Origin of the sequence: Bradyrhizobium sp. STM 3562, from assembly GCF_045571435.1 — a bacterium.
Lineage (GTDB): Bacteria > Pseudomonadota > Alphaproteobacteria > Rhizobiales > Xanthobacteraceae > Bradyrhizobium.
This window is the reverse complement of sequence record NZ_CP120694.1, coordinates 392,082-414,635: the sequence shown is the minus strand read 5'-3', so window position 1 is coordinate 414,635 and position 22,554 is coordinate 392,082. Positions and strand designations below refer to the sequence as shown.

Annotated in this window: 23 protein-coding genes and 1 tRNA gene; 18 read left to right on the top strand and 6 right to left on the bottom strand. The window is 64.5% G+C overall.

Features of this window, described 5'->3' with window-relative positions; genetic code table 11:
• Nucleotides 1–116 precede the first annotated feature (116 nt).
• The 3 genes from P6U23_RS01980 (at nucleotide 117) to P6U23_RS01970 (ending at nucleotide 3,464) form a co-directional block, all read left to right on the top strand.
• On the top strand, nucleotides 117–980 hold the full coding sequence (locus P6U23_RS01980) for a DUF2380 domain-containing protein (RefSeq protein ID WP_407177942.1): 864 nt from the start codon (nucleotides 117–119) through the stop codon (nucleotides 978–980).
• A 319-nt stretch (nucleotides 981–1,299) separates the two neighbouring features.
• A complete protein-coding gene (locus P6U23_RS01975) occupies nucleotides 1,300–2,280 on the top strand; it encodes a bifunctional enoyl-CoA hydratase/phosphate acetyltransferase (RefSeq protein WP_407177941.1) in 981 nt (326 codons plus the stop codon).
• Entirely contained in the window at nucleotides 2,277–3,464 is a 1,188-nt protein-coding gene (locus P6U23_RS01970; RefSeq protein ID WP_407181751.1) for an acetate/propionate family kinase, read from the top strand. The genes P6U23_RS01975 and P6U23_RS01970 overlap by 4 nt, the downstream gene beginning before the upstream one ends.
• A 32-nt stretch (nucleotides 3,465–3,496) precedes the next feature.
• On the opposite strand, the gene P6U23_RS01965 is transcribed toward P6U23_RS01970, so the two are convergent.
• Nucleotides 3,497–3,586, bottom strand: a tRNA-Ser gene (locus P6U23_RS01965).
• A 347-nt stretch (nucleotides 3,587–3,933) separates the two neighbouring features.
• Nucleotides 3,934–5,052 (bottom strand): ROK family protein, encoded by a 1,119-nt coding sequence (locus tag P6U23_RS01960; RefSeq protein WP_407177940.1) that lies wholly within the window; start codon nucleotides 5,050–5,052, stop codon nucleotides 3,934–3,936.
• 352 nt (nucleotides 5,053–5,404) lie between these two features.
• Between P6U23_RS01960 and rplU the strand changes: the two genes are divergently transcribed.
• The 3 genes from rplU to P6U23_RS01945 all read left to right on the top strand — a co-directional run bounded on the left by rplU (nucleotide 5,405) and on the right by P6U23_RS01945 (nucleotide 6,897).
• Nucleotides 5,405–5,803: a 50S ribosomal protein L21 gene (rplU, locus tag P6U23_RS01955; RefSeq protein ID WP_407181750.1), complete on the top strand. Its 399-nt coding sequence runs from the start codon at nucleotides 5,405–5,407 to the stop codon at nucleotides 5,801–5,803.
• Between the two features lie 83 nt (nucleotides 5,804–5,886).
• Entirely contained in the window at nucleotides 5,887–6,159 is a 273-nt protein-coding gene (gene rpmA / locus P6U23_RS01950; RefSeq protein WP_024511459.1) for a 50S ribosomal protein L27, read from the top strand.
• Between the two features lie 141 nt (nucleotides 6,160–6,300).
• Nucleotides 6,301–6,897: a GNAT family N-acetyltransferase gene (locus P6U23_RS01945; RefSeq protein WP_407177939.1), complete on the top strand. Its 597-nt coding sequence runs from the start codon at nucleotides 6,301–6,303 to the stop codon at nucleotides 6,895–6,897.
• 60 nt (nucleotides 6,898–6,957) lie between these two features.
• Here the strand turns inward: P6U23_RS01945 and P6U23_RS01940 are convergent, their stop codons facing one another.
• Entirely contained in the window at nucleotides 6,958–7,875 is a 918-nt protein-coding gene (locus P6U23_RS01940) for a DMT family transporter (RefSeq protein WP_407177938.1), read from the bottom strand.
• Nucleotides 7,876–8,066: 191 nt separating this feature from the next.
• Between P6U23_RS01940 and P6U23_RS01935 the strand changes: the two genes are divergently transcribed.
• The 12 genes from P6U23_RS01935 (at nucleotide 8,067) to P6U23_RS01880 (ending at nucleotide 19,845) form a co-directional block, all read left to right on the top strand.
• Nucleotides 8,067–8,546: a MaoC family dehydratase gene (locus tag P6U23_RS01935; RefSeq protein WP_407177937.1), complete on the top strand. Its 480-nt coding sequence runs from the start codon at nucleotides 8,067–8,069 to the stop codon at nucleotides 8,544–8,546.
• A 193-nt stretch (nucleotides 8,547–8,739) separates the two neighbouring features.
• Nucleotides 8,740–9,780, top strand: a complete 1,041-nt coding sequence (obgE, locus tag P6U23_RS01930; protein WP_407177936.1) for a GTPase ObgE — start codon at nucleotides 8,740–8,742, stop codon at nucleotides 9,778–9,780.
• Nucleotides 9,781–9,932: 152 nt separating this feature from the next.
• Nucleotides 9,933–11,078 (top strand): glutamate 5-kinase, encoded by a 1,146-nt coding sequence (proB, locus tag P6U23_RS01925; RefSeq protein ID WP_407177935.1) that lies wholly within the window; start codon nucleotides 9,933–9,935, stop codon nucleotides 11,076–11,078.
• A 130-nt stretch (nucleotides 11,079–11,208) separates the two neighbouring features.
• Nucleotides 11,209–12,501, top strand: a complete 1,293-nt coding sequence (locus tag P6U23_RS01920; protein ID WP_407177934.1) for a glutamate-5-semialdehyde dehydrogenase — start codon at nucleotides 11,209–11,211, stop codon at nucleotides 12,499–12,501.
• Between the two features lie 87 nt (nucleotides 12,502–12,588).
• Nucleotides 12,589–13,161: a nicotinate-nucleotide adenylyltransferase gene (locus P6U23_RS01915; protein ID WP_407181749.1), complete on the top strand. Its 573-nt coding sequence runs from the start codon at nucleotides 12,589–12,591 to the stop codon at nucleotides 13,159–13,161.
• A gap of 212 nt (nucleotides 13,162–13,373) precedes the next feature.
• A complete protein-coding gene (gene rsfS / locus P6U23_RS01910) occupies nucleotides 13,374–13,730 on the top strand; it encodes a ribosome silencing factor (RefSeq protein WP_407177933.1) in 357 nt (118 codons plus the stop codon).
• A 50-nt stretch (nucleotides 13,731–13,780) separates the two neighbouring features.
• Entirely contained in the window at nucleotides 13,781–14,263 is a 483-nt protein-coding gene (gene rlmH, locus P6U23_RS01905) for a 23S rRNA (pseudouridine(1915)-N(3))-methyltransferase RlmH (RefSeq protein WP_407177932.1), read from the top strand.
• 27 nt (nucleotides 14,264–14,290) lie between these two features.
• On the top strand, nucleotides 14,291–15,649 hold the full coding sequence (locus P6U23_RS01900) for a murein hydrolase activator EnvC family protein (protein ID WP_407177931.1): 1,359 nt from the start codon (nucleotides 14,291–14,293) through the stop codon (nucleotides 15,647–15,649).
• Nucleotides 15,646–17,016 (top strand): S41 family peptidase, encoded by a 1,371-nt coding sequence (locus P6U23_RS01895; protein WP_407177930.1) that lies wholly within the window; start codon nucleotides 15,646–15,648, stop codon nucleotides 17,014–17,016. The genes P6U23_RS01900 and P6U23_RS01895 overlap by 4 nt, the downstream gene beginning before the upstream one ends.
• A gap of 164 nt (nucleotides 17,017–17,180) precedes the next feature.
• Entirely contained in the window at nucleotides 17,181–18,389 is a 1,209-nt protein-coding gene (locus P6U23_RS01890) for a divergent polysaccharide deacetylase family protein (RefSeq protein WP_407177929.1), read from the top strand.
• A gap of 235 nt (nucleotides 18,390–18,624) precedes the next feature.
• Nucleotides 18,625–19,131: an RNA pyrophosphohydrolase gene (locus P6U23_RS01885; protein ID WP_407177928.1), complete on the top strand. Its 507-nt coding sequence runs from the start codon at nucleotides 18,625–18,627 to the stop codon at nucleotides 19,129–19,131.
• A 213-nt stretch (nucleotides 19,132–19,344) separates the two neighbouring features.
• The gene (locus P6U23_RS01880; protein WP_407177927.1) at nucleotides 19,345–19,845 is read left to right on the top strand and encodes an RNA pyrophosphohydrolase; all 501 of its coding nucleotides are present in this window, start codon (nucleotides 19,345–19,347) and stop codon (nucleotides 19,843–19,845) included.
• A gap of 255 nt (nucleotides 19,846–20,100) precedes the next feature.
• On the opposite strand, the gene P6U23_RS01875 is transcribed toward P6U23_RS01880, so the two are convergent.
• The 3 genes from P6U23_RS01875 to P6U23_RS01865 all read right to left on the bottom strand — a co-directional run bounded on the left by P6U23_RS01875 (nucleotide 20,101) and on the right by P6U23_RS01865 (nucleotide 22,524).
• The gene (locus tag P6U23_RS01875) at nucleotides 20,101–20,508 is read right to left on the bottom strand and encodes a F0F1 ATP synthase subunit epsilon (RefSeq protein WP_024511444.1); all 408 of its coding nucleotides are present in this window, start codon (nucleotides 20,506–20,508) and stop codon (nucleotides 20,101–20,103) included.
• Between the two features lie 145 nt (nucleotides 20,509–20,653).
• Entirely contained in the window at nucleotides 20,654–22,096 is a 1,443-nt protein-coding gene (atpD, locus tag P6U23_RS01870; protein WP_407177926.1) for a F0F1 ATP synthase subunit beta, read from the bottom strand.
• A gap of 26 nt (nucleotides 22,097–22,122) precedes the next feature.
• Nucleotides 22,123–22,524, bottom strand: a complete 402-nt coding sequence (locus P6U23_RS01865; protein WP_407177925.1) for an organic hydroperoxide resistance protein — start codon at nucleotides 22,522–22,524, stop codon at nucleotides 22,123–22,125.
• Between the last annotated feature and the right edge of the window lie 30 nt (nucleotides 22,525–22,554).

Here is a 22,554-nt window from a genome sequence, read left to right as displayed (position 1 = left end):
CGGATCTGCCCATGCTCCGCTCCCGCCTCATTCACGTTCTTGCCGCAACCGGGCTTGTTCTGGGCTCCGGTTTCGGCACGCCCCGTTCAGCCGCGGCCGAAGGTCAGCCCCTTGCCGTGACCGTCGACGACTTCAGCTATCTTGATACCTCGGGCGAACAGGCCGACCAGTCCGCCGCCCATCAACAGCGGTTGCAAGCGTTCATGGCCGCGCTCAGAGGCGACATCGAAGCCGACCGACGCTTCCGTCTGATCCCCTCCAATGCGAGCGAAGGCGCCGCGCCGGAGGCTCGGCTGCGCGCAGCATCGCAGGCTGGCGCACAGATCCTGCTGGTGGGCGGCATTCAGAAGGTCAGCACGCTCGTGCAATGGGCGCGGGCCGCCGCCGTCGATGTCGCATCCAACCACGTGCTGGTCGAGAAATTCTTCACGTTTCGCGGCGACAATGATGAAGCCTGGCAGCGCGCCGAAGCCTTCGTATCGCAGGAAATGCGTACCGCGCTGAACGACTCGCCGCACGCGACCGCGGCAGCCGCGCCGATCAAGCTTGCCGTCTTCGACTTCGAGCTCGAAGATACCAGCGCCGGTGCCGAAGCCCCCGGCGAGACGGCGTCGGATCAGACGGCATTGGCGGGCACCACCGATGCGGTCCGCCATCTCCTGGCTCAGGCGGGGCGCTACCAGGTGATTGACGTCAGCGCCGCCAGCGGCGACGCCGCGAAAGCCCACGCACTGCGCGATTGCGGCGGCTGTGACGCGAAGATCGCCGCGAGTCTCGGCGCCGATCGATCACTGGTCGGTATCGTCAGGCGGGTCAGCCGCACCGAATACACGGTCCGGTTCGAACTCCGCGACGTGACGAGCGGAGCAATCGTCGCGCGCGGCGAAAGCGGGCTTCGGATGGGCGCCAACTACTCCTGGAGCCGCGGCGCGGTGCGCCTGCTGCGCGACCGGCTGCTCGAGGCCGCGCCTCAGCAGTGATCTCGCCGGCGATCGCGGCCGGCTTTCCTCCGACGTGAAATTGAAACCGCGCGCTGGCGGATGTCGGCGCGCGGCCATCGTCTTTCTCTCGCGACGAGATCGATGATTGATCTCGCTCAACGCGCAACGCCGGCTTTGCTTCAGAAAATAACGTCAGGGAGTTGCGGAGATCAGACGCCCTCATGACAAACGACGTGAACTGCGGAAAGCGCAGTCAATCGAGGTGTCTGATTTCGCGTGTGCCAGACGAAGCGCGTCTTCGAAACGGCCAGATGCGAGGGAAGGAGGGCACCGCCGCGATTATCAGATGGAGGCTACCGTGGATCAGGTCGAGACCAGGACAGTTACCGTCCAAGAGAGCGGCGCGTCCGTCAGCCCGGCGGAAAAAGGCCACCAATATCAACGGCTGATCCGGAAGGCCAAAGGCCTTCCTCCGCTGCGTACCGCGGTGGTTCATCCCGTCGATGATGTCTCCTTGCGCGGCGCTGTCGAAGCAGCCCAGGCAGAGCTGATCGTGCCCGTCCTGGTCGGACCCCAGGCGAGGATCCGGACCGCGGCGAAACAGACGGACATCGACCTGTCCCCTTACGAGCTCATATCGGCCGAGCACAGCCATGATGCGGCCGCCATCGCCGCGGGCCTCGCGCGCGACCGCGAGGTCGAGGCCTTGATGAAGGGAAGCTTGCATACCGACGAGTTCATGGCCGCGATCCTGGCCGAACAGAAACTGCGGACCGAACGCAGGATGAGCCATATTTTCGTGATCGACACGCCGCTCTATCCGCGGCCCCTGTTCGTCACCGACGCCGCCATCAACATTAGCCCGACGCTTTCGGACAAGAGAGACATCGTTCAGAACGCTATCGATCTCGCGCACGCGCTCGACAACAGTTCGCCGCGCGTAGCCATCCTATCGGCCGTCGAAACGGTGACAGAGAAGATGCGCTCCACCATCGATGCAGCCGCGCTCTGCAAGATGGCCGATCGTGGCCAGATCACCGGAGGCGTGGTCGATGGGCCGCTGGCGTTCGACAATGCGGTCTCGGAGGAGGCCGCAAGAACCAAGGGCATCGTGTCTCCGGTCGCCGGGCGCGCCGACATTTTCGTTGTCCCGGATCTGGAAGCGGGGAATATGCTGGCGAAGCAGCTCGAATACCTCGCCGGCGCCGATATCGCCGGCATCGTGCTGGGCGCCCGGGTTCCGATCATCCTGACGAGCCGCGCCGACAGACCATTGGCCAGGCTCGGATCCTGCGCCATTGCGTTGTTATGGGCACGTTACCAAACGCGAGGTGCCTGATGGACGCCATCCTGGTTCTCAATGCTGGCTCCTCCAGCATCAAATTCTCACTGTTCTCGGGCGCCGAGCGGCCCGAGCCGGACGGCGTGATTTGCGAAGGCGGGTGCGAGGGAATCGGAGACGAGTTGCAGGCGCAGGCGAAGGACCAGGCTGGTCACCTCATCGTGAACGAGCGGCTGAGCGGCGAATCCAGTCATGAGCGCGCGCTGTCATGGCTGTTGGATTTTCTTGAAAAGAACTTCCCCGAGCATTCCCTCCTTGCCGTGGGCCACCGCATCGTCCATGGCGGCTCCCGCTATTCCGCGCCGGTGAAGATCGATGCCGCCGTCATCGCGGAGCTCGAGCGGCTGGTCCCGCTCGCGCCATTGCATCAACCGCGTCACCTCCAGGACATCGCGGCGCTCTCGAAACTGCATCCCGGCCTGCCGCAGATCGCCTGCTTCGATACTGCATTTCACCACGACCAGCCGCGCGTGGCGCGGCAATACGCGCTGCCGCGGCAGCTCACCGATGATGGCGTGGTGCGCTACGGCTTTCATGGGCTGTCCTACGAATATATCGCAAGCGTGCTGCCTGATGTCGCCGGGGCCAATATTGCCTCCGGGCGCGTGGTCGTCGCGCATCTCGGCGCCGGCGCCAGCATGTGCGCTCTAAAGGACGGCCGCAGCATCGCGACAACGATGGGCTTCACCGCCCTCGACGGGTTGATGATGAGTCGCCGCTGCGGCGCCCTCGACCCCGGCGTCGTGCTCTACCTGCTGCAGCAGAAAGGCATGCCGGCGTCCGATGTCAGCGACCTGCTCTACCAGGCCTCGGGCCTGCTCGGCGTTTCCGGTGTCAGCGACGACATGAAGACCCTGCTCGCGAGCGAGGCGCCGCACGCGCACGAGGCGATCGATCTGTTTGTCTATCGCATCTGCATCGAACTCGGCGCGCTCGCCGCGGCACTCGGCGGGCTTGATGCCCTGGTCTTTACGGCAGGCATCGGCGAGCACGCGGCTGAAATCCGCCGTCGCGTCTGCGAACAGGCGGCGTGGCTCGGATTGCAGATCGATGCTTCCGCCAATGCCGCGGGTGGGCCCAGGATCTCGACGTCAGGCAGCGAGACCTCGGCCTGGGTGATCCCCACCAACGAAGAACTGATGATCGCGCGGCACTGCTGGCGTCTCCTGCAGGAGGCGTGACAGGGCCAGGCCTGCCCAGTTTTATTCCGGAATGGCGGAGAGGGAGGGATTCGAACCCCCGATAGGCTTGCACCTATGCCGCATTTCGAGTGCGGTGCATTCAACCACTCTGCCACCTCTCCAGGCGCCAAACGGGGCGCGATGCCCCCGTGGTCGGGGCCGTGTAATAGGCGAGGATGGCGGGCCAGACAAGGCGGCGGACGAGAAATTAGCGCGTTTTGGCTCCCTGATCCCAAGGTACCTGCCAAATCGCGGTTTTGTGGGCGTCGCGGCCAACCCGCCGCCAAAGGTGGGACCGCCATACGCAAGTACAAATTGGCGGTCCCGTGCCGCTTCATTGCAATGCCCCCCTGCGAAGCAAACCTCGCAGGGCAGGCGTGACGCGACGCTTTCACGCTTAGCAGTGGACAAAAGAGCGGCAACGCAATCCTGCTTTTAACCTCACCGATCAAGGTTACCGGCTGCCGGCTCAGCCCTTCCTGTCCTTTTTGTCCTTGTCGCCGTTCTTGCCGTTGGACTTCTTGCCATTGTCCTTGCGGCGGTTGGTAAAGCGCGCGTTCCCCAAGCCCGTGCCGATGGTCAGCACGCCCCAGTGCTCGACGTCCTGCATGAACGGCACCTCGGAAAGCCCCTGCACCACGCCGTCATTGTGCATCAGCACGGTGGTATCGTGATCGCCGATCGTGGGGATCCCCTCCGCCAGACTAATCGGCAGGTTGAATTTGGGACTTTCCCAGTTGCCGGGCAGGTTTTGCGCGCCTTTTTCGATCGAGCCATCCTCATTGATGACCCCGGGACAGGCGATGCCGATGAAGGGCGCAAGCTTCAGCCCCTCCGCCTCGGCCGCGGCGATCAGGTCCTTCAGCATCTTCGTGAGCCCTTTGACCGCCGCCTCACGCGACGGCTCGTCGTCGGCGTGCCGCCAAATCTCCGACTCCCACACGCACGCCTTGGACAGATCCGGCGCCTTGTTGGCGCGTGTCTCGACCACACCGCACCGGATGTTTGTGCCGCCGATATCGACGGCGAGAATGCTGTCGTGAGCCTCGAAGATCCATGACGGCGCGAGGTGCAGCGCGCCAATCAGGCCGGCATCGTCGGGATCGTGCCGGATCGGCAGCAGGTCGACCTTAAAGCCCTCCGACTTGAGGATGATATCGGTGCGCGCGATCGCCAACTCGCCCAGGCGGCTTGCGCGCAGGCCGCCGCCCACCACGATGCGCTCGGTGCGTGCCCACGCCTTGGTTTTCAGGAGGCGCCGCGTCACATAGGCCAGTTCCTGCGCGAACTCCTCGATCGCACTGTGCACGATCGCGGACGCCTCGGTGTCGTCCCCGACCAGCATGTCATCCAGCGTCTTCTTGCTGATCTCCTCCGAAGACTCCTTGCCGAAGGGGTCCTCGCCGCTCCTGCGCAACGGCTTGCGCCAACGCTCCAGGATGCTGCGGAGCGCGCCCTTGGTGGCGCGGTCGCCGACGAAACCGTCCTCGTCCTTCAGCTCGACGTTGAAACTATCGACCTCGACCGCCGGAAGGCGGGTCGCGCCGTGGTGGGCGATGCCCGTGCTTTCGATGATGTCTTCAGTCATGGCGCCCTTGCCCCTTGTGACGGCGTGACAACGGCGGGGGAATCGCTTTAGTTTCAAGCAGACGGGCGCGCGCAGCAGACAGGCCCTCACCGACACGCTATCCGGCCCGAGACCTGTTTTGGCGCCAAATCCTTCATTTTTGGGCGGTTTTTGCCTTGGTTTACCTTGACTCCGCGGCATGAGGGGCTATAAGACCCCGGTCCGGCGCGGGATTCCTCGCGCCGCTTGTGTTTGTGCGGGAATTTGCGAGGCCAGGCCTTGCCCGCGCGAAAGACATAAACCCTGTCGCGACTGAACAAAAAGCCGGCCCGGGCAAGCCCGAGGCTGGGATCGAACACGAAGGAATTAAATGATGTTCGCAGTCATCAAAACCGGCGGCCGGCAATACCGCGTCGCCCCTGATGATGTGCTCGAGATCGGCAAGATCGCGGGCGAGGTTGGCACCATCGTGCAGCTACCCGAGGTGCTGGTGCTCGGCGCCGACACCCCGGTGCTCGGCACGCCGACGGTGGCTGGCGCTTCCGTCGCGGCGGAAGTGCTGCAGCACAAGCGCGGCCCGAAAGTGATCGCGTTCAAGAAGCGCCGGCGCAAGAACTCGCGCCGCAAGCGCGGCTATCGCGACGAGCTCACCGTGCTGCGCATCACCGAGATTCTCGCCGACAACGCCAAGCCCACGATTGGCCCGCGGCCGAGGAAGGCGAAGGCAGCTCCCGCCGGCGAAGGCGCCGAGGCGGCAGCCGCGACAGAGTGAAGCGCAAAACTTTGCGTGACAAAAAGTGAAATGATTCCTTCAAGGAATTGATCTAGAGATCGGTTAGGTTTGGAGACTGAGCCATGGCTCATAAAAAAGCAGGCGGATCATCGCGTAACGGCCGCGATTCCAAGGGCAAGCGCCTTGGGATCAAGATTTTTGGCGGCGAGCACGTGATTCCTGGCAACATCATTGCGCGTCAGCGCGGCACGACCTGGCACCCCGGCCTTAATGTCGGCATGGGCACCGACCATACCCTGTTCGCGAAAGTCGAGGGTCATGTCGAGTTCCATGCCAAAGGCAATGGCCGCACATTCGTATCGGTGCGCCCGATGACGGAGGCCGCGGCCGAATAGACGGTGGACAATATGAGTCCGCCGGCGTCCTGACGAACCGGCGGAGCTCATCGAGGCTCCAAGGGGGAGGCGGGATACCGGCCTCCCCCTTTTCATTTGCGCAGTTTCTTTGCGACTTACTGATGCCTTGAGGAGCCCGATATGTTGCAGGACATCCCGACCACGACGACACGCCGCGAGGCGAGTCCTTGCGTCCTCGAGACCGAACGGCTGACATTGCGCCAGCCGACGCTCGCGGACGTAAAAGCGATCGCGCGCCTGGCCAATGACCGTCGCATCGCCGAAAATTCCCGCCACCTTCCGCACCCCTATTCCCAGGACCATGCGGTGGATTTCGTGCGCGCCGTGGCCGGTACGCGCGACGCCGCGTTCCTGATTGAAAGCAATTTTATGCCCCTTGGCATGGCCGGCATCACCTGGCGCGAGCCGGAATTGCCCGAGCTCGGCTATTGGCTCGGTGTCGAGCATTGGGGCCAGGGTTTCGCCACCGAAGCCGCGCGAGCGGTGATCGACTATTTCTTCGAGGAGTTCGATTCCGATCATCTGTTCGCCGGCGCGCGCGTGACCAATCCCTCCTCGCGCAACGTGCTGGAGAAATGCGGCTTCCAGTGGTGCGGCGTGGAGCTGCACCGCTTCGAGGCGCTGGGATCGTCGACCCCTGTCGACCGTTTCCGCCTGGCCCGCGGCGTCTGGTCTTCGCTAAAGAACTGGGTGAGCTCGACGCGGCGTGGGCGATGAGGGGCAGCCCTCCGAAATCTGTCGCCCCGGCCAAGCGAAGCGCAGAGCCGGGACGACAGCTTACACCGGCGGGTTCACCGCCGCCTCTTCCCGCCCCAGCCTGCGCTCGCGCAGAAAAATATAGAGCCCGGCGCCGATGATGATCGCGGCGCCCAGAATCGTCGCCGGCGACGGCACGTCGCCGAACACGATGATGCCGAACATCACGGCCCAGACGATCATCGAATATTGATAGGGCACGACGACGCTGGCCGGCGCGAGCTTGAGCGAGCGATTGACGCAGAGCAGCGCGCACACCGAGATCACGCCGGCCACGGCGAACAGCACCAGGCTGCCAGCCGTCGGCGTGACCCAGCCGAGCGGCGAGAGCGCCGCTCCCAGCATAAAGGTGCCGACGAATTGCGAGGTCGCCATCACGATATCAGGCGTTCGGCGCAGCGAGCGCGTGATCAGCATCAGCAGGGCGAAGGAAAGGCTTCCGCACAGCGCGATCAGCGCCGGCCAACTGAAGCTCTGCGCGGATGGGCGCAGCGCGATCAGCACCCCGGCAAAGCCGATCAGGATCGCGCTCCAGCGCCGCCAGCCGACATGCTCGCGCAGCACGAGCGCCGAAAGGGCGGTGACGAAGATCGGACAGGCGAGATAATAGGTGACGACGTCGGCGAGCGGCAGATAGACGGTGGCGAGAAAGAACGCGGCGACCTCGAACGTGGACAGCACGACGCGAACGAGCTGCAGGCGCGGCCGCTCCAGTCGCACGAATTCCCGCCGCTGCCGCCAGATCATCGGCGCCAGCACCAGCAGTGCCGCACAGGCTCGCAGCCACAGCAACTGCCCGACCGAATAGGTCGCCACGATGAATTTGCCGGCCGCATCGCCGAAGGAGAACATGAACACGGCCAGCAGCATCAAGCCGATGCCGGCAAGGTGCGAGCTGCGCTCGTCCGCATGAGGCGAGATTTTTGCGAGCAGGGACATTGATAACCGGCGTCCTCTATTGGTTCGTCATGGCCGGACTTGTTCCCGCCATCCACGCTCTTTCTTGCCGCATCGTTTTAAAGGCGTGGATGCCCGGGACAAGCCCGGGCATGACGGCGTGAGGGGCCGATTGCGGCTTCCTCGACGCAGCGATACGGATTCTCCGTCGCCGCAAGACGAGGACACCAACAATGACCGACTTCAATCCGGCAACCCACCGCATGGTGCCCGAGCAGCGCTGGTTCGAGGATTTTGCGCTCGGCGAACGCTTCGTGCTGCCGAGCCGCACCATGACCAGCGCGGTGTTCGCCGCGTTCCAGACCGCGAGCGGCGACACCCATCCGATCCACTACGACATCGAATATTGCCGCGCCCGTGGCATGCCGAACCTGCTCGCGCACGGCTTTCAGACCCTGATCCACACCGCGCCCGGCGCGGGGCTGTTTCCGTTTCTGCTCGAGGAATCGCTGATCGGATTCCTCGAGCAATCCAGCCGTTTCCTCAAACCCGTGTTTGCCGGCGACACGATCTACCCTGCGCTGGAAGTTGCGGAGCTGTCGCCCGGCCGCAGTACCGGCGTGGTGAGCTTGCGGAGCACGGTGTTCAACCAGCGCCGCGAGCTGGTGCTGGAGGGCTTGCAGAAATTCCTCGTTCGGCGGCGGCCTCGTTAGCGCATGATCCGGAAAAGTGTGTGGCGGTTTTCCGAAAAGATCATGCTCAATCAAAGAGCTAAAGCGCGATGGCGATTTAACCCAATCTCATCGCGCTTTAGCGTGGAATCGGCCTTAACGACGGGCGGAAAATACCGGCTTCTCGGCACTTCTTCGGGTTGCCGCGACCTCACGCCTGGCTTACCTAACGCTCATGAAATTCCTCGACGAAGCAAAGGTCTATGTCCGCTCCGGCGACGGCGGTAACGGCTGCGTGGCGTTTCGCCGCGAGAAGTTCATCGAGTTCGGCGGGCCCTCGGGGGGCAATGGCGGGCGCGGCGGCGACGTCATCATCGAGACGGTCGACGGGCTGAACACGCTGATCGATTACCGCTATCAGCAGCATTTCAAGGCGCAGAAGGGCGAGAACGGCATGGGCAAGGACCGCCACGGCGCCAATGGCAAGCCCATCGTGCTCAAGGTGCCCGTCGGCACGCAGGTGTTCGACGAGGACCGGGAAACGCTGATCCACGACTTCACCAAGCTCGGCGAGAAATTCGTGCTCGCCCATGGCGGCAATGGCGGCTTCGGCAATGCGCATTTCAAATCGCCCACCAACCGCGCGCCGCGGCATGCCAATCCCGGCCAGACAGGCGAGGAGCGCTGGATCTGGCTGCGGCTGAAGCTGATCGCTGATGCCGGCCTGGTCGGCCTGCCCAATGCCGGCAAATCGACCTTCCTTGCCGCGGTCAGCGGAGCGCGTCCCAAGATCGGCGACTATCCCTTCACCACGCTGCATCCGCAGCTTGGCGTGGTCAACGCCGACGGCCGCGAATTCGTGCTGGCCGATATCCCGGGCCTGATCGAAGGGGCACATGAGGGCGCAGGCCTGGGCGACCGTTTTCTCGGCCATATCGAGCGCTGCCGCGTGCTCTTGCATCTGGTGGATGCGACATCCGAACATGCAGGCAAGGCCTACAAGACCGTGCGCGCGGAGCTCGAAGCCTATGGCGGCAATCTCGCCGACAAAATCGAGATCGTCGCGCTGAACAAGATCGATGCGGTCGAGCCCGACGATCTGAAAAAGCAGAAGGATCGCTTGAAACGCGCGGCCAAGAAGACCCCGCTGCTGTTGTCCGGCGCGACCGGTCAGGGCGTCAAGGAGGCCCTGCGCGCGCTCGCTGACGTGATCGGCGACAAGCAGGTCACAACCAAGGCCAAGCGCGCCGCCGACGCCGAGCCGTGGAACGCGTAGCGTTCTCAGATGATTCATTCCGCCGTTCGGGACCTGCGCGCAGCGAGGAAGCCCGGAATGACGCGGCGTGAAATACACCAGGTGCAACGCTTTCCGCGCGAGCGGGGCGACTCACCTTGCGCTCGCAGACGTCCTGCTGCAAAAGCATGGTCATGGCCCGTCGCCCCCAGCTCAAGGATTTTCGCCGCGTCGTCGTCAAGGTCGGCTCCTCGCTCCTGATCGATTCCGATGCGGGCGAGGTGCGCGCCTCCTGGCTGTCGGCGCTCGCCGCCGACATCGCCAAACTGCACGACGAGGGCCGCGACGTACTGGTCGTCTCCTCCGGCTCGATCGCGCTCGGCCGCAGCCGGCTCAAACTGCCGCGCGGCCCGTTGAAGCTCGAGGAAAGCCAGGCCGCCGCCGCGGTGGGCCAGATCGCGCTCGCACGCATCTGGTCGGAGGTGCTGGGCGATCACGGCATCGGCGCGGGACAGATCCTGGTTACGCTGCAGGATACCGAGGAGCGTCGACGTTACCTCAACGCGCGCTCGACCATCGGCAAGCTCCTGGACTGGCGCGCTGTCCCCATCATCAACGAGAATGATACGGTGGCCACCAACGAGATCCGCTACGGCGACAATGATCGCCTCGCCGCGCGCGTCGCCACCATGGCGAGCGCGGATCTCTTGATCCTGCTCTCCGATATCGACGGGCTGTATAATGCCCCACCGGCGCAAGACCCCAACGCGAAGCTCATTCCGGTGGTGGAAGCCGTCACCTCCGAGATCGAGGCGATGGCGGGGGACGCGGCGTCCGAACTGTCCCGCGGCGGCATGCGCACCAAGATCGAAGCGGCGAAGATCGCAACCACCGGCGGCACGCATATGCTGATCGCTTCGGGCAAGATCGAGCATCCGCTTGCCGCGATCGCCGACGGCGGCCGCTGCACCTGGTTCCTGACCCCCGCCAATCCCATCACCGCGCGGAAGCGCTGGATCGCCGGTTCCCTGGAGCCGAAGGGGACGCTGACCATCGATGCCGGGGCGGTCAGCGCGCTGCGGGCGGGCAAGAGCCTGCTGCCGGCCGGCGTGATCCGGGTCGAGGGGCAGTTCGCCCGCGGCGACGCGGTGGTGGTGCGCGGGCCGGACACCCATGAAATCGGCCGCGGGCTGGTGGCCTATGACGCCGAGGACGCCGACCGGATCAAGGGCCGCTCTTCCCCGGACGTGATGGCGATCCTGGGGATCAGCGGCCGGGCCGAAATGATCCACCGGGACGACCTCGTGGTCGGCCCGACCGGGCCCACAAGCGGCAAGTAGGCCATCGGCCCATCTTGCGGGGCACCCCGGAAATGACGCACGGGCCGCCCGGCAGCCATGCCGGTTCCCGGCCTCGCAAGCCCTCGATTTCCATGCTAGGACACGAGCTTAATCTGGACTTGGAACGGCCATGACCGCGCCCCTCAAGGCTGTCGACGGCAACGGCGACTTGCCCGCCCTGATGAACGATCTCGCGAGCCACGCCCGCGCGGCCGCGCGCGTGCTGTCGCTGGCCCCGAGCGAGCAGAAGAATCGCGCGCTGGACGCGATGGAGCGTGCGATCCGCGCCAATGCGAAAGCGATTTTGGCGGCGAATGCCGAGGATGTTGCGGACATGCGCGCAAGCGGCGGGACGGCCGCCTTCATCGACCGCCTGACGCTGACAGAGGCTCGCATCGATGCGATGGCCGACGGCATCGCGACCGTCCGCGACATCCCCGATCCCGTCGGCGTCGTCACCGAGAGCTGGCAACGCCCGAACGGCATGATCATCGAGCGCGTGCGCGTGCCGCTCGGCGTCGTTGGCGTGATCTTCGAAAGCCGTCCCAATGTCGCGGCCGACGCCGGCGTGCTGTGCCTGAAATCCGGCAACGCGGTGATCCTGCGCGGCGGCTCCGACAGTTTCAGGTCCTGCCGCGCCATTCATGATTGCCTGGTGCAGGGTCTGCGCGAGGCGGGCCTGCCGGAAGCCTGCATCACGCTGGTGCCGACCCGTGACCGCGCGGCGGTCGGCCTGTTGCTGACGGGATTGAACGGCACCGTCGACGTGATCGTACCGCGTGGGGGAAAAAGCCTCGTCGCACGCGTCGAGCAGGAGGCGCGCGTGCCGGTGTTCGCGCATCTCGAAGGCGTCAACCACGTCTATGTCGATCACGCCGCCGATCTGGAGATGGCGAAGAACATCGTACTGAACGCCAAGATGCGCCGCACCGGCGTCTGCGGCGCGGCCGAGACCTTGCTGGTCGATCGCGCGGGCGCGGCCAGCAATCTCAAGCCTCTCGTCGAAATGCTGATCGATGCCGGCTGCGAGGTGCGCGGCGATGAGGCCGTGCAGCGGGTCGATGCGCGGGTGAAGCCGGCTTCCGAGCAGGACTGGGATGCGGAATATCTCGACGCGATCATCGCGGCAAAGCTCGTCGACGGCGTCGACGGCGCGATCGCGCACATCCACAATCACGGCTCGCACCACACGGACGCGATCGTCACCGAAGATGCGAAGACCGCGCAGAGATTCCTCAATGAGGTGGACTCGGCGATCGTGCTGCATAACGCCTCGACCCAATTCGCCGATGGCGGCGAATTCGGCTTCGGCGCGGAAATCGGCATCGCCACCGGCAAGTTTCACGCCCGCGGCCCGGTCGGCGTCGAGCAGCTCACGACCTTCAAATATCGCATCCATGGCAGCGGGCAGACGCGGCCGTGAGGCTCTTGTCCAGACGGGGCTGAGTTGAAGGAAGGTCCAGTCGCGTCGCTTTCGCTCGCGCAAGCGCTCCCGCCCTACGGCGACGGCATGCGCATTGGTCTGCTCGGCGGCTCGTTCAATCCGCCGCATCTCGCGCATCGCGCCATCAGTGAGTTCGCGCTGAAGCGCTTGCGACTGGATCGCGTCTGGTGGCTGGTAACGCCGGGAAACCCGCTCAAGGATCAGCGCGCGCAAGCCAATCTGCAGGCGCGCCTCGATGCCGCGCGCGCCATCGCTGACGATCCGCGCATCCAGGTGAGCTGTCTCGAATCCGTCATCGGAACGCGCTACACTGACGACACGATCAATTTCCTGCGCCGCCGCGCTTCCGCTGTGCGTTTCGTATGGATCATGGGCGCCGACAACCTCGCGCAATTCCATCGCTGGCAGAATTGGCAGCGCATCGCGAGCCAAATACCGATCGCGGTGATCGATCGACCGCCACAAAGTTTCCGCGCATTGGCCGCACCCGCAGCGCAAGCCTTGGCGCGCTACCGCCTGCCCGAAAGCGAAGCGAGCCGGCTCGCCGATCGGCGCCCGCCGGCCTGGGTTTTCCTCACCGGTATGAAGCTCAAACTGTCCTCGACGGGCCTGCGGAACCCGGATGGGACCTGGAAGTAAGAGAAAGCAGGATACGGTGTCGCACGCGGGGTTGGCGACACTGGCATATTGAAACCCTTAACCCCACATGGGTAATATGAAGGCGGGAGCTTCGGATTCGGTCTCCCGCGATACAGCGAAAGGAATGGTCCCTGGCGACACCTGTATTGTCCAAGCCTGTTTTACCCAAGGCTCAACGAACCGCGCGTAAAACATCGACCCAAGCTGCGGCCTTGACGGCGCAACCTGACGCCGACAAGACGCTGAAGACGATCCTCTCCCGCCTCGATGATATGAAGGCGGAAGAGACGGTCACCATCGACCTTCGCGGCAAATCGGCATATTCCGACTACATGATCATCACCTCCGGCCGGGCCAACCGGCACGTCGGTGCGATCGCGGAGAATGTGGCCAAGGCCCTGAAGGAAACCGGCATCAAGAACATCCATGTCGAAGGCTTGCCCAATTGCGATTGGGTGCTGATCGATTCCGGCGATGTGATCCTGCACGTGTTCAGACCGGAGGTCCGTGAGTTCTACAATCTCGAGCGATTGTGGACGCAGGGGCCGTCGGGGGCGAAGGTCATCTAGCTGGTCGAGCCGATTTCGAATCGGCTGGTGCGCGTGTTAGCCTCGCGCGCATGCGGATGATTGTCATTGCCGTCGGCCGGCTGAAACAGGGTCCGGAGCGCGAGCTTGCCGAGCGCTACCGGAAACGCTTCGACGATATCGGCCGCAAGCTCGGCTTCCGCGGCCTCGACATTCATGAGATTCCCGAAAGCCGCGCCCGCGAGGCGGCGGCGCGCGTCGCCGAGGAAGCCGCCGCGATCGCCGCGGCCATCCCGGAAAACTCCGTACTTGTCACCCTCGACGAACGGGGGGAGAATATCGATAGTCAAGGCTTGGCGGTTCGCTTGTCCCATTGGCGCGACCAATCTGTTCCGAGCACAGCGTTTGTGATCGGCGGCGCGGACGGACTTTCGCCCGAATTGAGCGCCAGGAGAAAACTCAAGATGGCGTTCGGGGCCGCGACTTGGCCGCATCAAATGGTACGGGTGATGCTTCTCGAGCAGCTTTACCGGGCGGCGACCATTTTGTCGGGACATCCTTACCATCGCGCGTAAGACGCGCCACAACGGCTTTCGGAACTTATGCAGCGCGCGCGGCCCTTTGCTTCCCATCATGACACCGCTCGTCGCGGTGCCGTCGCCTCGCTGCCGCTGTCTTTCCTGTTGTTGTCTGGACTGATCAACCCGCTGCCTGCAGCGGCGCAGACGCCGGCGCCGGCGTCCCAAACCGCCGCCGTATCTCCCGATGCGATCAAGCAGCGCGAGCAGGAACTCGAGGCTGCCAGGGTCGAGCAAAGCCGCGCGGCCGAGACGCAGGCCAAGCTCAAGGCCGATATCGCCGCCATCGGCCAGGACCGCAGCAAGCTCACCCAGCAACTGATCGACAGCGCCGCGCAGGTGCGCGAGCTCGAGGGGCGCATGGCCGACGCGGAGACGCGGCTGCATTCGCTGGACGGGCGCGAGCAGCAGATCCGCGGCTCGCTCGATTCGCGCCGCTCCGAGATCGTCGAAGTGCTCGCCGCCCTGCAACGCGCAGGCCGACGCGCGCCGCCGGCGCTGCTCGTCCGTCCCGAGGACGCGCTGCAGTCGCTGCGCACCGCGATCCTGCTGGGCGCCGTCGTGCCGGAACTGCGTACCCGCGCCGAAAGACTGGCCGGCGAACTCGGCGATCTCGTCGCCGTCCGCAAGTCGATCGCGAGCGAACGCGATCAGCTCGCAAGCGACCGCGACAAGCTGAAGAACGACCAGACGCGGCTTGCGGCGCTGATCGACGAACGCCAGCGCCAGCAGGCGACGATGGAAAAGGACATGGAGGCCGAGAGCGCCCGCGCGATCACGCTCGCCAAGCAGGTCGACAGCCTGCAGGGGCTGATCGCGAAGATGGAGCAGGAGGTCAAGGCCGCCGCCAAGGCAGCCGCGTCCGCCAACCAGCAGGGCACGCCGGGCGGAGCGCCCGACCCGGCCGCGCTGAAAAACCCCAAGCGGACCAGCCCGGCCATTGCCTTCGCCTCGACCAAGGGCCTATTGGCATTTCCGGTGAACGGCACCAAGATTCGCGAATATGGCAGTTCCGATGGAGCCGGCGGCGTAGAAAAAGGCATTTCTTTGGCGACACGGCCGGGCGCGCAGGTCACGACGCCGTGCGACGGCTGGGTGGTTTATGCCGGGCCATTCCGCTCCTACGGTCAACTCTTGATCCTCAATGCCGGGGGCGGATATCATGTGCTGATCGCCGGGATGGAGCGCATTTCGGTCAATATCGGGCAGTTTGTTCTGACAGGGGAGCCGGTCGCGACCATGGGGACGACGTCCCAGGTGGCGTCGATTTTCGCACCCAACGTGAGTCAACCCGTGCTCTACGTCGAGTTCCGTAAGGACGGCACTCCAATTGATCCAGGCCCATGGTGGGTCGCAAAAGAAGGCGAAAAGGTTCGCGGATGATGCGCAAGACTTCAGTAGTTCTCCTCAGCGCTGCCACTGGCGCGGCATTGACGTTGTTCGTGACCCAGCCGCGCGCGGTGCTGATGGGATCGAGCGCGAGGGCGGCGACCGCCGACACCTATCGCCAGCTCAACCTGTTCGGCGACGTGTTCGAGCGGGTGCGCAGCGACTATGTCGAGAAGCCCGACGACAGCAAGCTCGTGGAGTCCGCGATCAGCGGCATGCTCTCCGGCCTCGATCCGCACTCGAGCTACATGGACGCCAAGAGCTTCCGCGACATGCAGGTGCAGACCCGCGGCGAGTTCGGCGGGCTCGGCATCGAGGTTACGATGGAAGACGGCCTGATCAAGGTGGTCTCGCCGATCGACGACACGCCCGCATCACGGGCGGGCATCCTCGCCAATGACATCATCACCCAGCTCGACGACGAGCAGGTGCAGGGCCTCACCCTCAACCAGGCGGTTGAGAAGATGCGCGGGCCGGTCAACACCAAGATCAAGCTCAAGATCATCCGCAAGGGCGTCGACAATCCGATCGATGTCACCCTGATGCGCGACAACATCCGCGTTCGCTCGGTCCGCTCGCGGGTCGAGGCCGATGACATCGGCTACATCCGCATCACCACCTTCAACGAGCAGACCACCGACGGCCTGAAGAAGAGCATTGCCGACCTGCAGAACCAGCTCGGCGACAAGATGAAGGGCTATATCCTCGACCTGCGCAACAATCCGGGCGGCCTGCTCGAAGAGGCCGTCACCGTCTCCGACGCGTTCCTGGAGCGCGGCGAGATCGTTTCCACCCGCGGCCGCAACCCGGAGGAAACCCAGCGCCGTTCCGCCCATCCGGGCGACCTGACCAAGGGCAAGCCGGTGATCGTGCTGATCAACGGCGGCTCGGCCTCGGCTTCCGAAATCGTTGCCGGCGCCTTGCAGGACCACAAGCGTGCCACGCTGGTCGGCACCCGCTCCTTCGGCAAGGGCTCGGTGCAGACGATCATTCCGCTCGGCAGCGGCAATGGCGCGCTGCGCCTGACTACAGCCCGCTACTACACGCCGTCGGGCAAATCGATCCAGGCCAAAGGCATCGTTCCCGACATCGAGGTGCTGCAGGACGTGCCGGACGAGCTGAAGTCGCGGACCGATACCAAGGGCGAAGCCTCGCTGCGCGGGCATCTGAAATCCGATGGCGACGAGAAGACCGGCTCGCAATCCTACGTCCCGCCGGACGCCAAGGACGACAAGGCGCTGAAGATGGCCGATGACCTCCTGCACGGAATCAAGTCCACGGAGAGCACGGTCAGCGCAAGGACTGCCCCACCGTCGCCCAGCGACAACAAGACCGCGGCCGACAAGCCGGCGGCCAACTGATCCGCTAAAGCATTGATTTCGAGAAGGGCGGCCCGCAAGGCCGCCCTTTTTGCTGCGGCCGGAGAACGGCAACAGGCGCGAGGAGGCGCGCCAGGCTCCAGCCCCGGGGTGATGCGGCCTTGCCCTGCCGTGGTATCGTCGCTTCGACTGATTCGGGAAGCTTCATGGCAGAGACGGTTGACGATCTGAGCGCCCCGCTTGGACAAAACACGGCGCGCCGCAGACGCCGATTGCGGCTACCGTTCACGGCAACTCAGGCGCTCGCGGTGCTGCTGGGCCTGTTTCTCCTCGCCTTCGCCGGCTTTGCCATCTTCAACGACGATCCGCTCGGCGGCGAGCCGGTCGCCCACATCGCGCTACCCCAGGGCAGCGCAAACAACGCCGCCGCGGAAAAACCGCCGGCGTCCTCGAGCGCAGGGCCCGAGCAAGTCGCAAAAGCTCCGGCAAGCGAGAACGCAAGCGGCGAGCAGAAGACGATCACCATCATCGATGGCTCGAGCGGCGCCCGGCATGATGTGGTGATCCCCGGGGAAGGCCCTGACAAGGCTCAGAGCGACGCCGCGCCGGCCATGACCGGCATCGATCCGCGGCTCCTGGAAAAATCCCGCTATGGCATGATTCCGGTGGTCGCCGACGGGCTCAAGCCGTTCACAGTCTACGCGGCCGACGCCGATCGGGCCAAGGCGGCCAAGATGCCGGTGGTCTCGATCGTGATCGGCGGGCTCGGCGTCGGCGCGGCAAAGACCACCGATGCGATCATGAAGCTGCCGGGCGCGGTCACGCTCGCCTTCACGCCCTACGGCGCCGATCCCGGCAAGCTCGCCGAGCGGGCCCGCGCGCAGCGTCATGAGATCCTGCTGCAGATACCGATGGAGCCTTACGATTATCCCGACAATGATCCGGGACCGCAGACCTTGCTCACGACGCTCGGACCTGAGCAGAATCTCGACCGGCTCTATTGGCATTTGAGCCGCCTGCAGGGCTATGCCGGCATCGCCAATTTCATGGGCGCGCGTTTCGTCGCGACCGATTCGGTGATGCAGCCGATCCTGCGCGAAGCCGCCAAGCGGGGCCTTGGCTTTTTCGACGACGGCGCGGCGCCGCGCAGCGTGGCGTCAGCGATCGCGACCGCGCAAGCCGTGCCCTTTGGCAAGGGCGACCTCACCATCGATGCGGTGCCGACCTCGGGCGAGATCGACCGCGCGCTGGCCAAGCTGGAAGAGATCGCCAAGGCGCGCGGTTACGCCATAGGCACCGCGTCTGCGCTGCCGGTCTCGATCGAGCGGATCGGCAATTGGATCAAGAGCCTGGACGGCCACGGCGTGATGCTGGTGCCATTGACAACGGCGATGCTGAAATCAAAATCGAGCTAGAGCATGATCCCGATCGGGAGGGCTGCATTGGCGCAAAGTGGAATGCGGTTTTCCCTCGCGACAACGGCGAACCGCGTTCCCGCGACGATCATGCTCAAGCTGAGAGATGAGATCGTGATCCGATTCCATTCAATCGGATCATGATCTCACCGATGGTCCATTGGCGGGCGCTCGCCCGCTGGCCGCGCCTTGGGGCCGAACCGGCCCCAAGCGCGACAGAGAGGTGAGTGACGCCATGACGCGCTATGAAGACCTACCCTACCGGGATTGCGTCGGCATGATGCTGATCAACAAGGACGGGCAGGTTTTCATAGGTCGCCGCGCCGGCGGCATCGAGCATGTCGATGAAACCCACGTCTGGCAGATGCCGCAAGGCGGTGTCGATCCCGGCGAGGACACCTGGGAGGCGGCCAAACGCGAGCTGTACGAGGAAACGAGCGTCCGCTCGGTCGAAAAGCTCGCCGAAATCGGCGAATGGCTCACCTACGATATTCCGCGCACGGTCGCGGGCCGCGCCTGGAAGGGCCGCTACCGCGGCCAGCGCCAGAAGTGGTTCGCAATGCGTTTCACCGGGAAGGACAGCGAGATCAACGTCCAGCATCCCGGAGACGGCCACAAATCCGAATTCGTGAGCTGGCGTTGGGAACCGATGCGGAATCTTCCGCAACTGATCATTCCGTTCAAGCGCCCGGTCTACGAACGGGTGGTGCAGGAATTTGCTTCGCTGGCAGAGACTGGTTAGGACTTGCGGGGTCATTCCGAGGCGCTCGCGAGAGCGAACCCGGAGCCGACAGTCATTCCAGGGCGATGCGACAGCATCGAACTTTGATGTGCAATTGCACATCTGAGAATCTCGAGATTCCGGGTTCGGCTCGATCGGGCCGCTCCGAAATGACGATGTGAGTCCGGGTCGGTGCTTCCGCACCGCCCGGCATGACAGCCGGGTGAGCTCCCAGTGTCCATCGATCAAGCCTATCGTTCCAACGTCGGAATCGCCCTGTTCAATGCAGGTGGTCTCGTCCTGATCTGTCGCCGCTTTCGCGACGATGGACCTGAAATCATCCTGCCGGGCCTTGAGTGGCAGATGCCGCAGGGCGGCGTCGAGGAGGGCGAAGATCTGCGCGCGGCCGCCGCGCGCGAGCTGTGGGAAGAGACCGGCGTGAGCAGCGCCCATTATCTCGGCGAGACCACCGACTGGCTCATTTACGAGTTTCCGCCCTATGAGGGACCGCCGCACCGGCTCGGCAAGTTCCGCGGCCAGCGGCAAAAATGGTTCGCGCTCCGCTTTACAGGCGACGACAGCGATATCGATCCGCTCACGGTGCGCAATGGCCAGCCGGCCGAGTTCGATTCCTGGCGCTGGGAGCGACTGGAGCGTATCCCCGAGCTCGTCGTGCCCTTCCGACGCAACGTCTATCGCGAAGTGGCGCGACAATTCGCGACGTTCGCGGCGTAGGAAAAAAGCGCGCGACCATTTCGAACCGCGCCACCATCTTGGACCCGTCATCCCCGCGCGAAGGGCTCTGCCGTTTATCGCTGGAGACGCGAGCCACGGAGGTCCGCGCGAAGTGCAGCCCGATGACAGGCTCCGCCCGCATCGACGGATGAGGGGGATCTCGCCGCAAGAGCCGGGCTGTCGTCCCTTCAAGGGCTCGCTTTCGCGGGCACCTCAGGTTGAGGGTCTGAGAGGGCTTTGTCCTAGAGACGGACCTTAATGCATCGCGGTGGTGTTGAGCTCGTTCTGGATGCTCCGGAAGTGATCGAGCCGTTCGATCGCCTGGTCGAGCTCGGAGCCCTGCTTCTCCTTCAGCCCCTCCTCCATCTCCGCGATCGTCTCGGCAAAGCGGGCGCGATCGAGTTCCTCGAGCGAGGTGGCGACATCGGCGAGCACGGTGAGACCCCTTTCGGACATCTCGGCAAGACCACCAAGCACGATGATCTTCTGGTGCGCGGTTCCGGTCGTCACGGTGAGGATGCCCGGCCGGATCGCCGCGACCACCGGCGCATGTCCCGCAAGCACGCCGAAATCACCCTCTGCGCCGGGGATATCGACCTGGTCGACCTCGCCCGAGAACGCAATCTTTTCCGGCGAGACAAGATCGAAGTGGAACGTGGCCATGGTCTTTCCGCTCTCTTTCGATTGTCACCCGCGGGCTTGACCCACAGGTCCATCAATCGAAAACGTTGCTCTGCAGTTGGATTGCCGGGCAGCTAGCCCAAAGACGCGCTTGGCGCTTCTGCCCGGCTAATGATGAGCTCGAATCTTAGGCCGCCTCGGCAGCCAGCCTCTTGCCCTTCTCGACCGCCTCTTCGATGGTGCCGACCATGTAGAAGGCGGCTTCCGGCAGGTGGTCGTATTTGCCCTCACACAGGCCGCGGAAGCCCTTGATGGTGTCGGCGAGTTCGACGAACTTGCCCGGCGATCCCGTGAAGACTTCGGCGACGTGGAACGGCTGCGACAGGAAGCGCTCGATCTTGCGGGCGCGCGCCACTGTCAGCTTGTCCTCTTCCGACAATTCGTCCATGCCGAGAATGGCGATGATGTCCTGCAGCGACTTGTAGCGCTGCAGGATCTGCTGGACCATGCGCGCGGTGGTGTAGTGCTCCTCGCCGACGACCAGCGGAGAGAGCATGCGCGAGGTGGAGTCGAGCGGGTCCACGGCCGGATAGATGCCCTTTTCCGAAATCGCGCGCGACAACACCGTGGTGGCGTCCAAGTGCGCAAACGAGGTCGCGGGCGCCGGGTCGGTCAAGTCGTCGGCCGGCACGTAGATCGCCTGCACCGAGGTGATCGAGCCCTTGGTGGTCGTGGTGATGCGCTCCTGCAGCGCGCCCATGTCGGTGGCGAGCGTCGGCTGGTAACCCACCGCGGAAGGGATACGGCCGAGCAGCGCCGACACTTCCGAGCCGGCCTGGGTGAAGCGGAAGATGTTGTCGACGAAGAACAGCACGTCCTGGCCCTGGTCGCGGAAATATTCGGCGACCGTCAGCCCGGTGAGGCCGACGCGGGCGCGGGCGCCCGGCGGCTCGTTCATCTGGCCGTACACCAGCGCGCATTTCGATTTCACGTTCGGGTCGGGATGACGCGGATCGGCGTTGACCTTGGATTCGATGAACTCGTGATAGAGGTCGTTGCCTTCACGGGTCCGCTCGCCGACGCCGGCGAACACCGAATAGCCGCCGTGCGCCTTGGCGACGTTGTTGATCAGCTCCTGAATCAGCACGGTCTTGCCGACGCCCGCGCCGCCGAACAGGCCGATCTTGCCGCCCTTGGCGTAAGGCGCGAGCAGGTCCACGACCTTGATGCCGGTGACGAGAATTTCCGCTTCGGTCGACTGCTCGGTGTATTCGGGCGCTGGCTGATGGATGGCGCGCAGTTCGACGGCCTTGATCGGACCAGCTTCATCGACGGGCTCGCCGACCACGTTCATGATGCGCCCGAGCGTGCCGTCGCCGACCGGCACGGCGATGGGTCGACCGGTATCGGTGACTTCCTGGCCACGGACCAGACCTTCGGTCGCATCCATCGCGATCGTGCGCACGGTGGACTCACCGAGATGCTGGGCGACTTCGAGCACGAGGCGGCTGCCCTGGTTCTGGGTTTCCAGCGAGTTCAGAATCGCCGGCAGGTGGCCTTCGAACTGCACGTCGACGACGGCGCCCATGACCTGCGTGATGCGACCGACCTGGGTGGCTGGTGTAGCCATTCAACTATCTCCTTCGAACCGAAATATTAGACCACGGTCAACTTGACCGGAATGTTGCCTTTGGTTGCCTTCGAATACGGGCAGATGGTGTGGGCTTCGTCGACCAGCGCCTGGACCTTGGCCTTGTCGGCGCCCGGAATGGAAACCTTCAATTCGACCGCAAGCGAAAAGCCGCCGTCGGTGTTCAAGGTGACGTCGGCCGTGACCTTGGCCGCCTGGCCGTCGACGTCATGCTTCTTGGCAAGCACGAGGATCGCCTGACCGAAGCAGGCGGAATAGCCGAGCGCGAATAGCTGCTCGGGATTGTGCCCGTCGCCGGCGCCGCCCAATTCCTTCGGCAGCGCCATCGCTAGCGCCAATCCGCCGGAATCGAGCATGGAGCGGCCGTTGCGTCCGCCCTTGGTGGTAGCCGATGTGACGTATGCCATGTCGTGCTCCCTTGGTTAGTGCAACCTGTT

Coding starts and splice junctions, on each gene's coding strand:
- P6U23_RS01895 (WP_407177930.1), top strand. CDS start 15,646: ATGATGCGCAAGACTTCAGTAGTTCTCCTCAGCGCTGCCACTGGCGCG.
- rpmA (WP_024511459.1), top strand. CDS start 5,887: ATGGCTCATAAAAAAGCAGGCGGATCATCGCGTAACGGCCGCGATTCC.
- P6U23_RS01890 (WP_407177929.1), top strand. CDS start 17,181: ATGGCAGAGACGGTTGACGATCTGAGCGCCCCGCTTGGACAAAACACG.
- P6U23_RS01935 (WP_407177937.1), top strand. CDS start 8,067: ATGACCGACTTCAATCCGGCAACCCACCGCATGGTGCCCGAGCAGCGC.
- P6U23_RS01915 (WP_407181749.1), top strand. CDS start 12,589: ATGCGCATTGGTCTGCTCGGCGGCTCGTTCAATCCGCCGCATCTCGCG.
- P6U23_RS01875 (WP_024511444.1), bottom strand. CDS start 20,508: ATGGCCACGTTCCACTTCGATCTTGTCTCGCCGGAAAAGATTGCGTTC.
- rlmH (WP_407177932.1), top strand. CDS start 13,781: ATGCGGATGATTGTCATTGCCGTCGGCCGGCTGAAACAGGGTCCGGAG.
- atpD (WP_407177926.1), bottom strand. CDS start 22,096: ATGGCTACACCAGCCACCCAGGTCGGTCGCATCACGCAGGTCATGGGC.
- P6U23_RS01945 (WP_407177939.1), top strand. CDS start 6,301: ATGTTGCAGGACATCCCGACCACGACGACACGCCGCGAGGCGAGTCCT.
- proB (WP_407177935.1), top strand. CDS start 9,933: ATGGCCCGTCGCCCCCAGCTCAAGGATTTTCGCCGCGTCGTCGTCAAG.
- obgE (WP_407177936.1), top strand. CDS start 8,740: ATGAAATTCCTCGACGAAGCAAAGGTCTATGTCCGCTCCGGCGACGGC.
- P6U23_RS01960 (WP_407177940.1), bottom strand. CDS start 5,052: ATGACTGAAGACATCATCGAAAGCACGGGCATCGCCCACCACGGCGCG.
- P6U23_RS01885 (WP_407177928.1), top strand. CDS start 18,625: ATGACGCGCTATGAAGACCTACCCTACCGGGATTGCGTCGGCATGATG.
- P6U23_RS01865 (WP_407177925.1), bottom strand. CDS start 22,524: ATGGCATACGTCACATCGGCTACCACCAAGGGCGGACGCAACGGCCGC.
- P6U23_RS01900 (WP_407177931.1), top strand. CDS start 14,291: ATGCAGCGCGCGCGGCCCTTTGCTTCCCATCATGACACCGCTCGTCGC.
- P6U23_RS01940 (WP_407177938.1), bottom strand. CDS start 7,875: ATGTCCCTGCTCGCAAAAATCTCGCCTCATGCGGACGAGCGCAGCTCG.
- rplU (WP_407181750.1), top strand. CDS start 5,405: ATGTTCGCAGTCATCAAAACCGGCGGCCGGCAATACCGCGTCGCCCCT.
- P6U23_RS01920 (WP_407177934.1), top strand. CDS start 11,209: ATGACCGCGCCCCTCAAGGCTGTCGACGGCAACGGCGACTTGCCCGCC.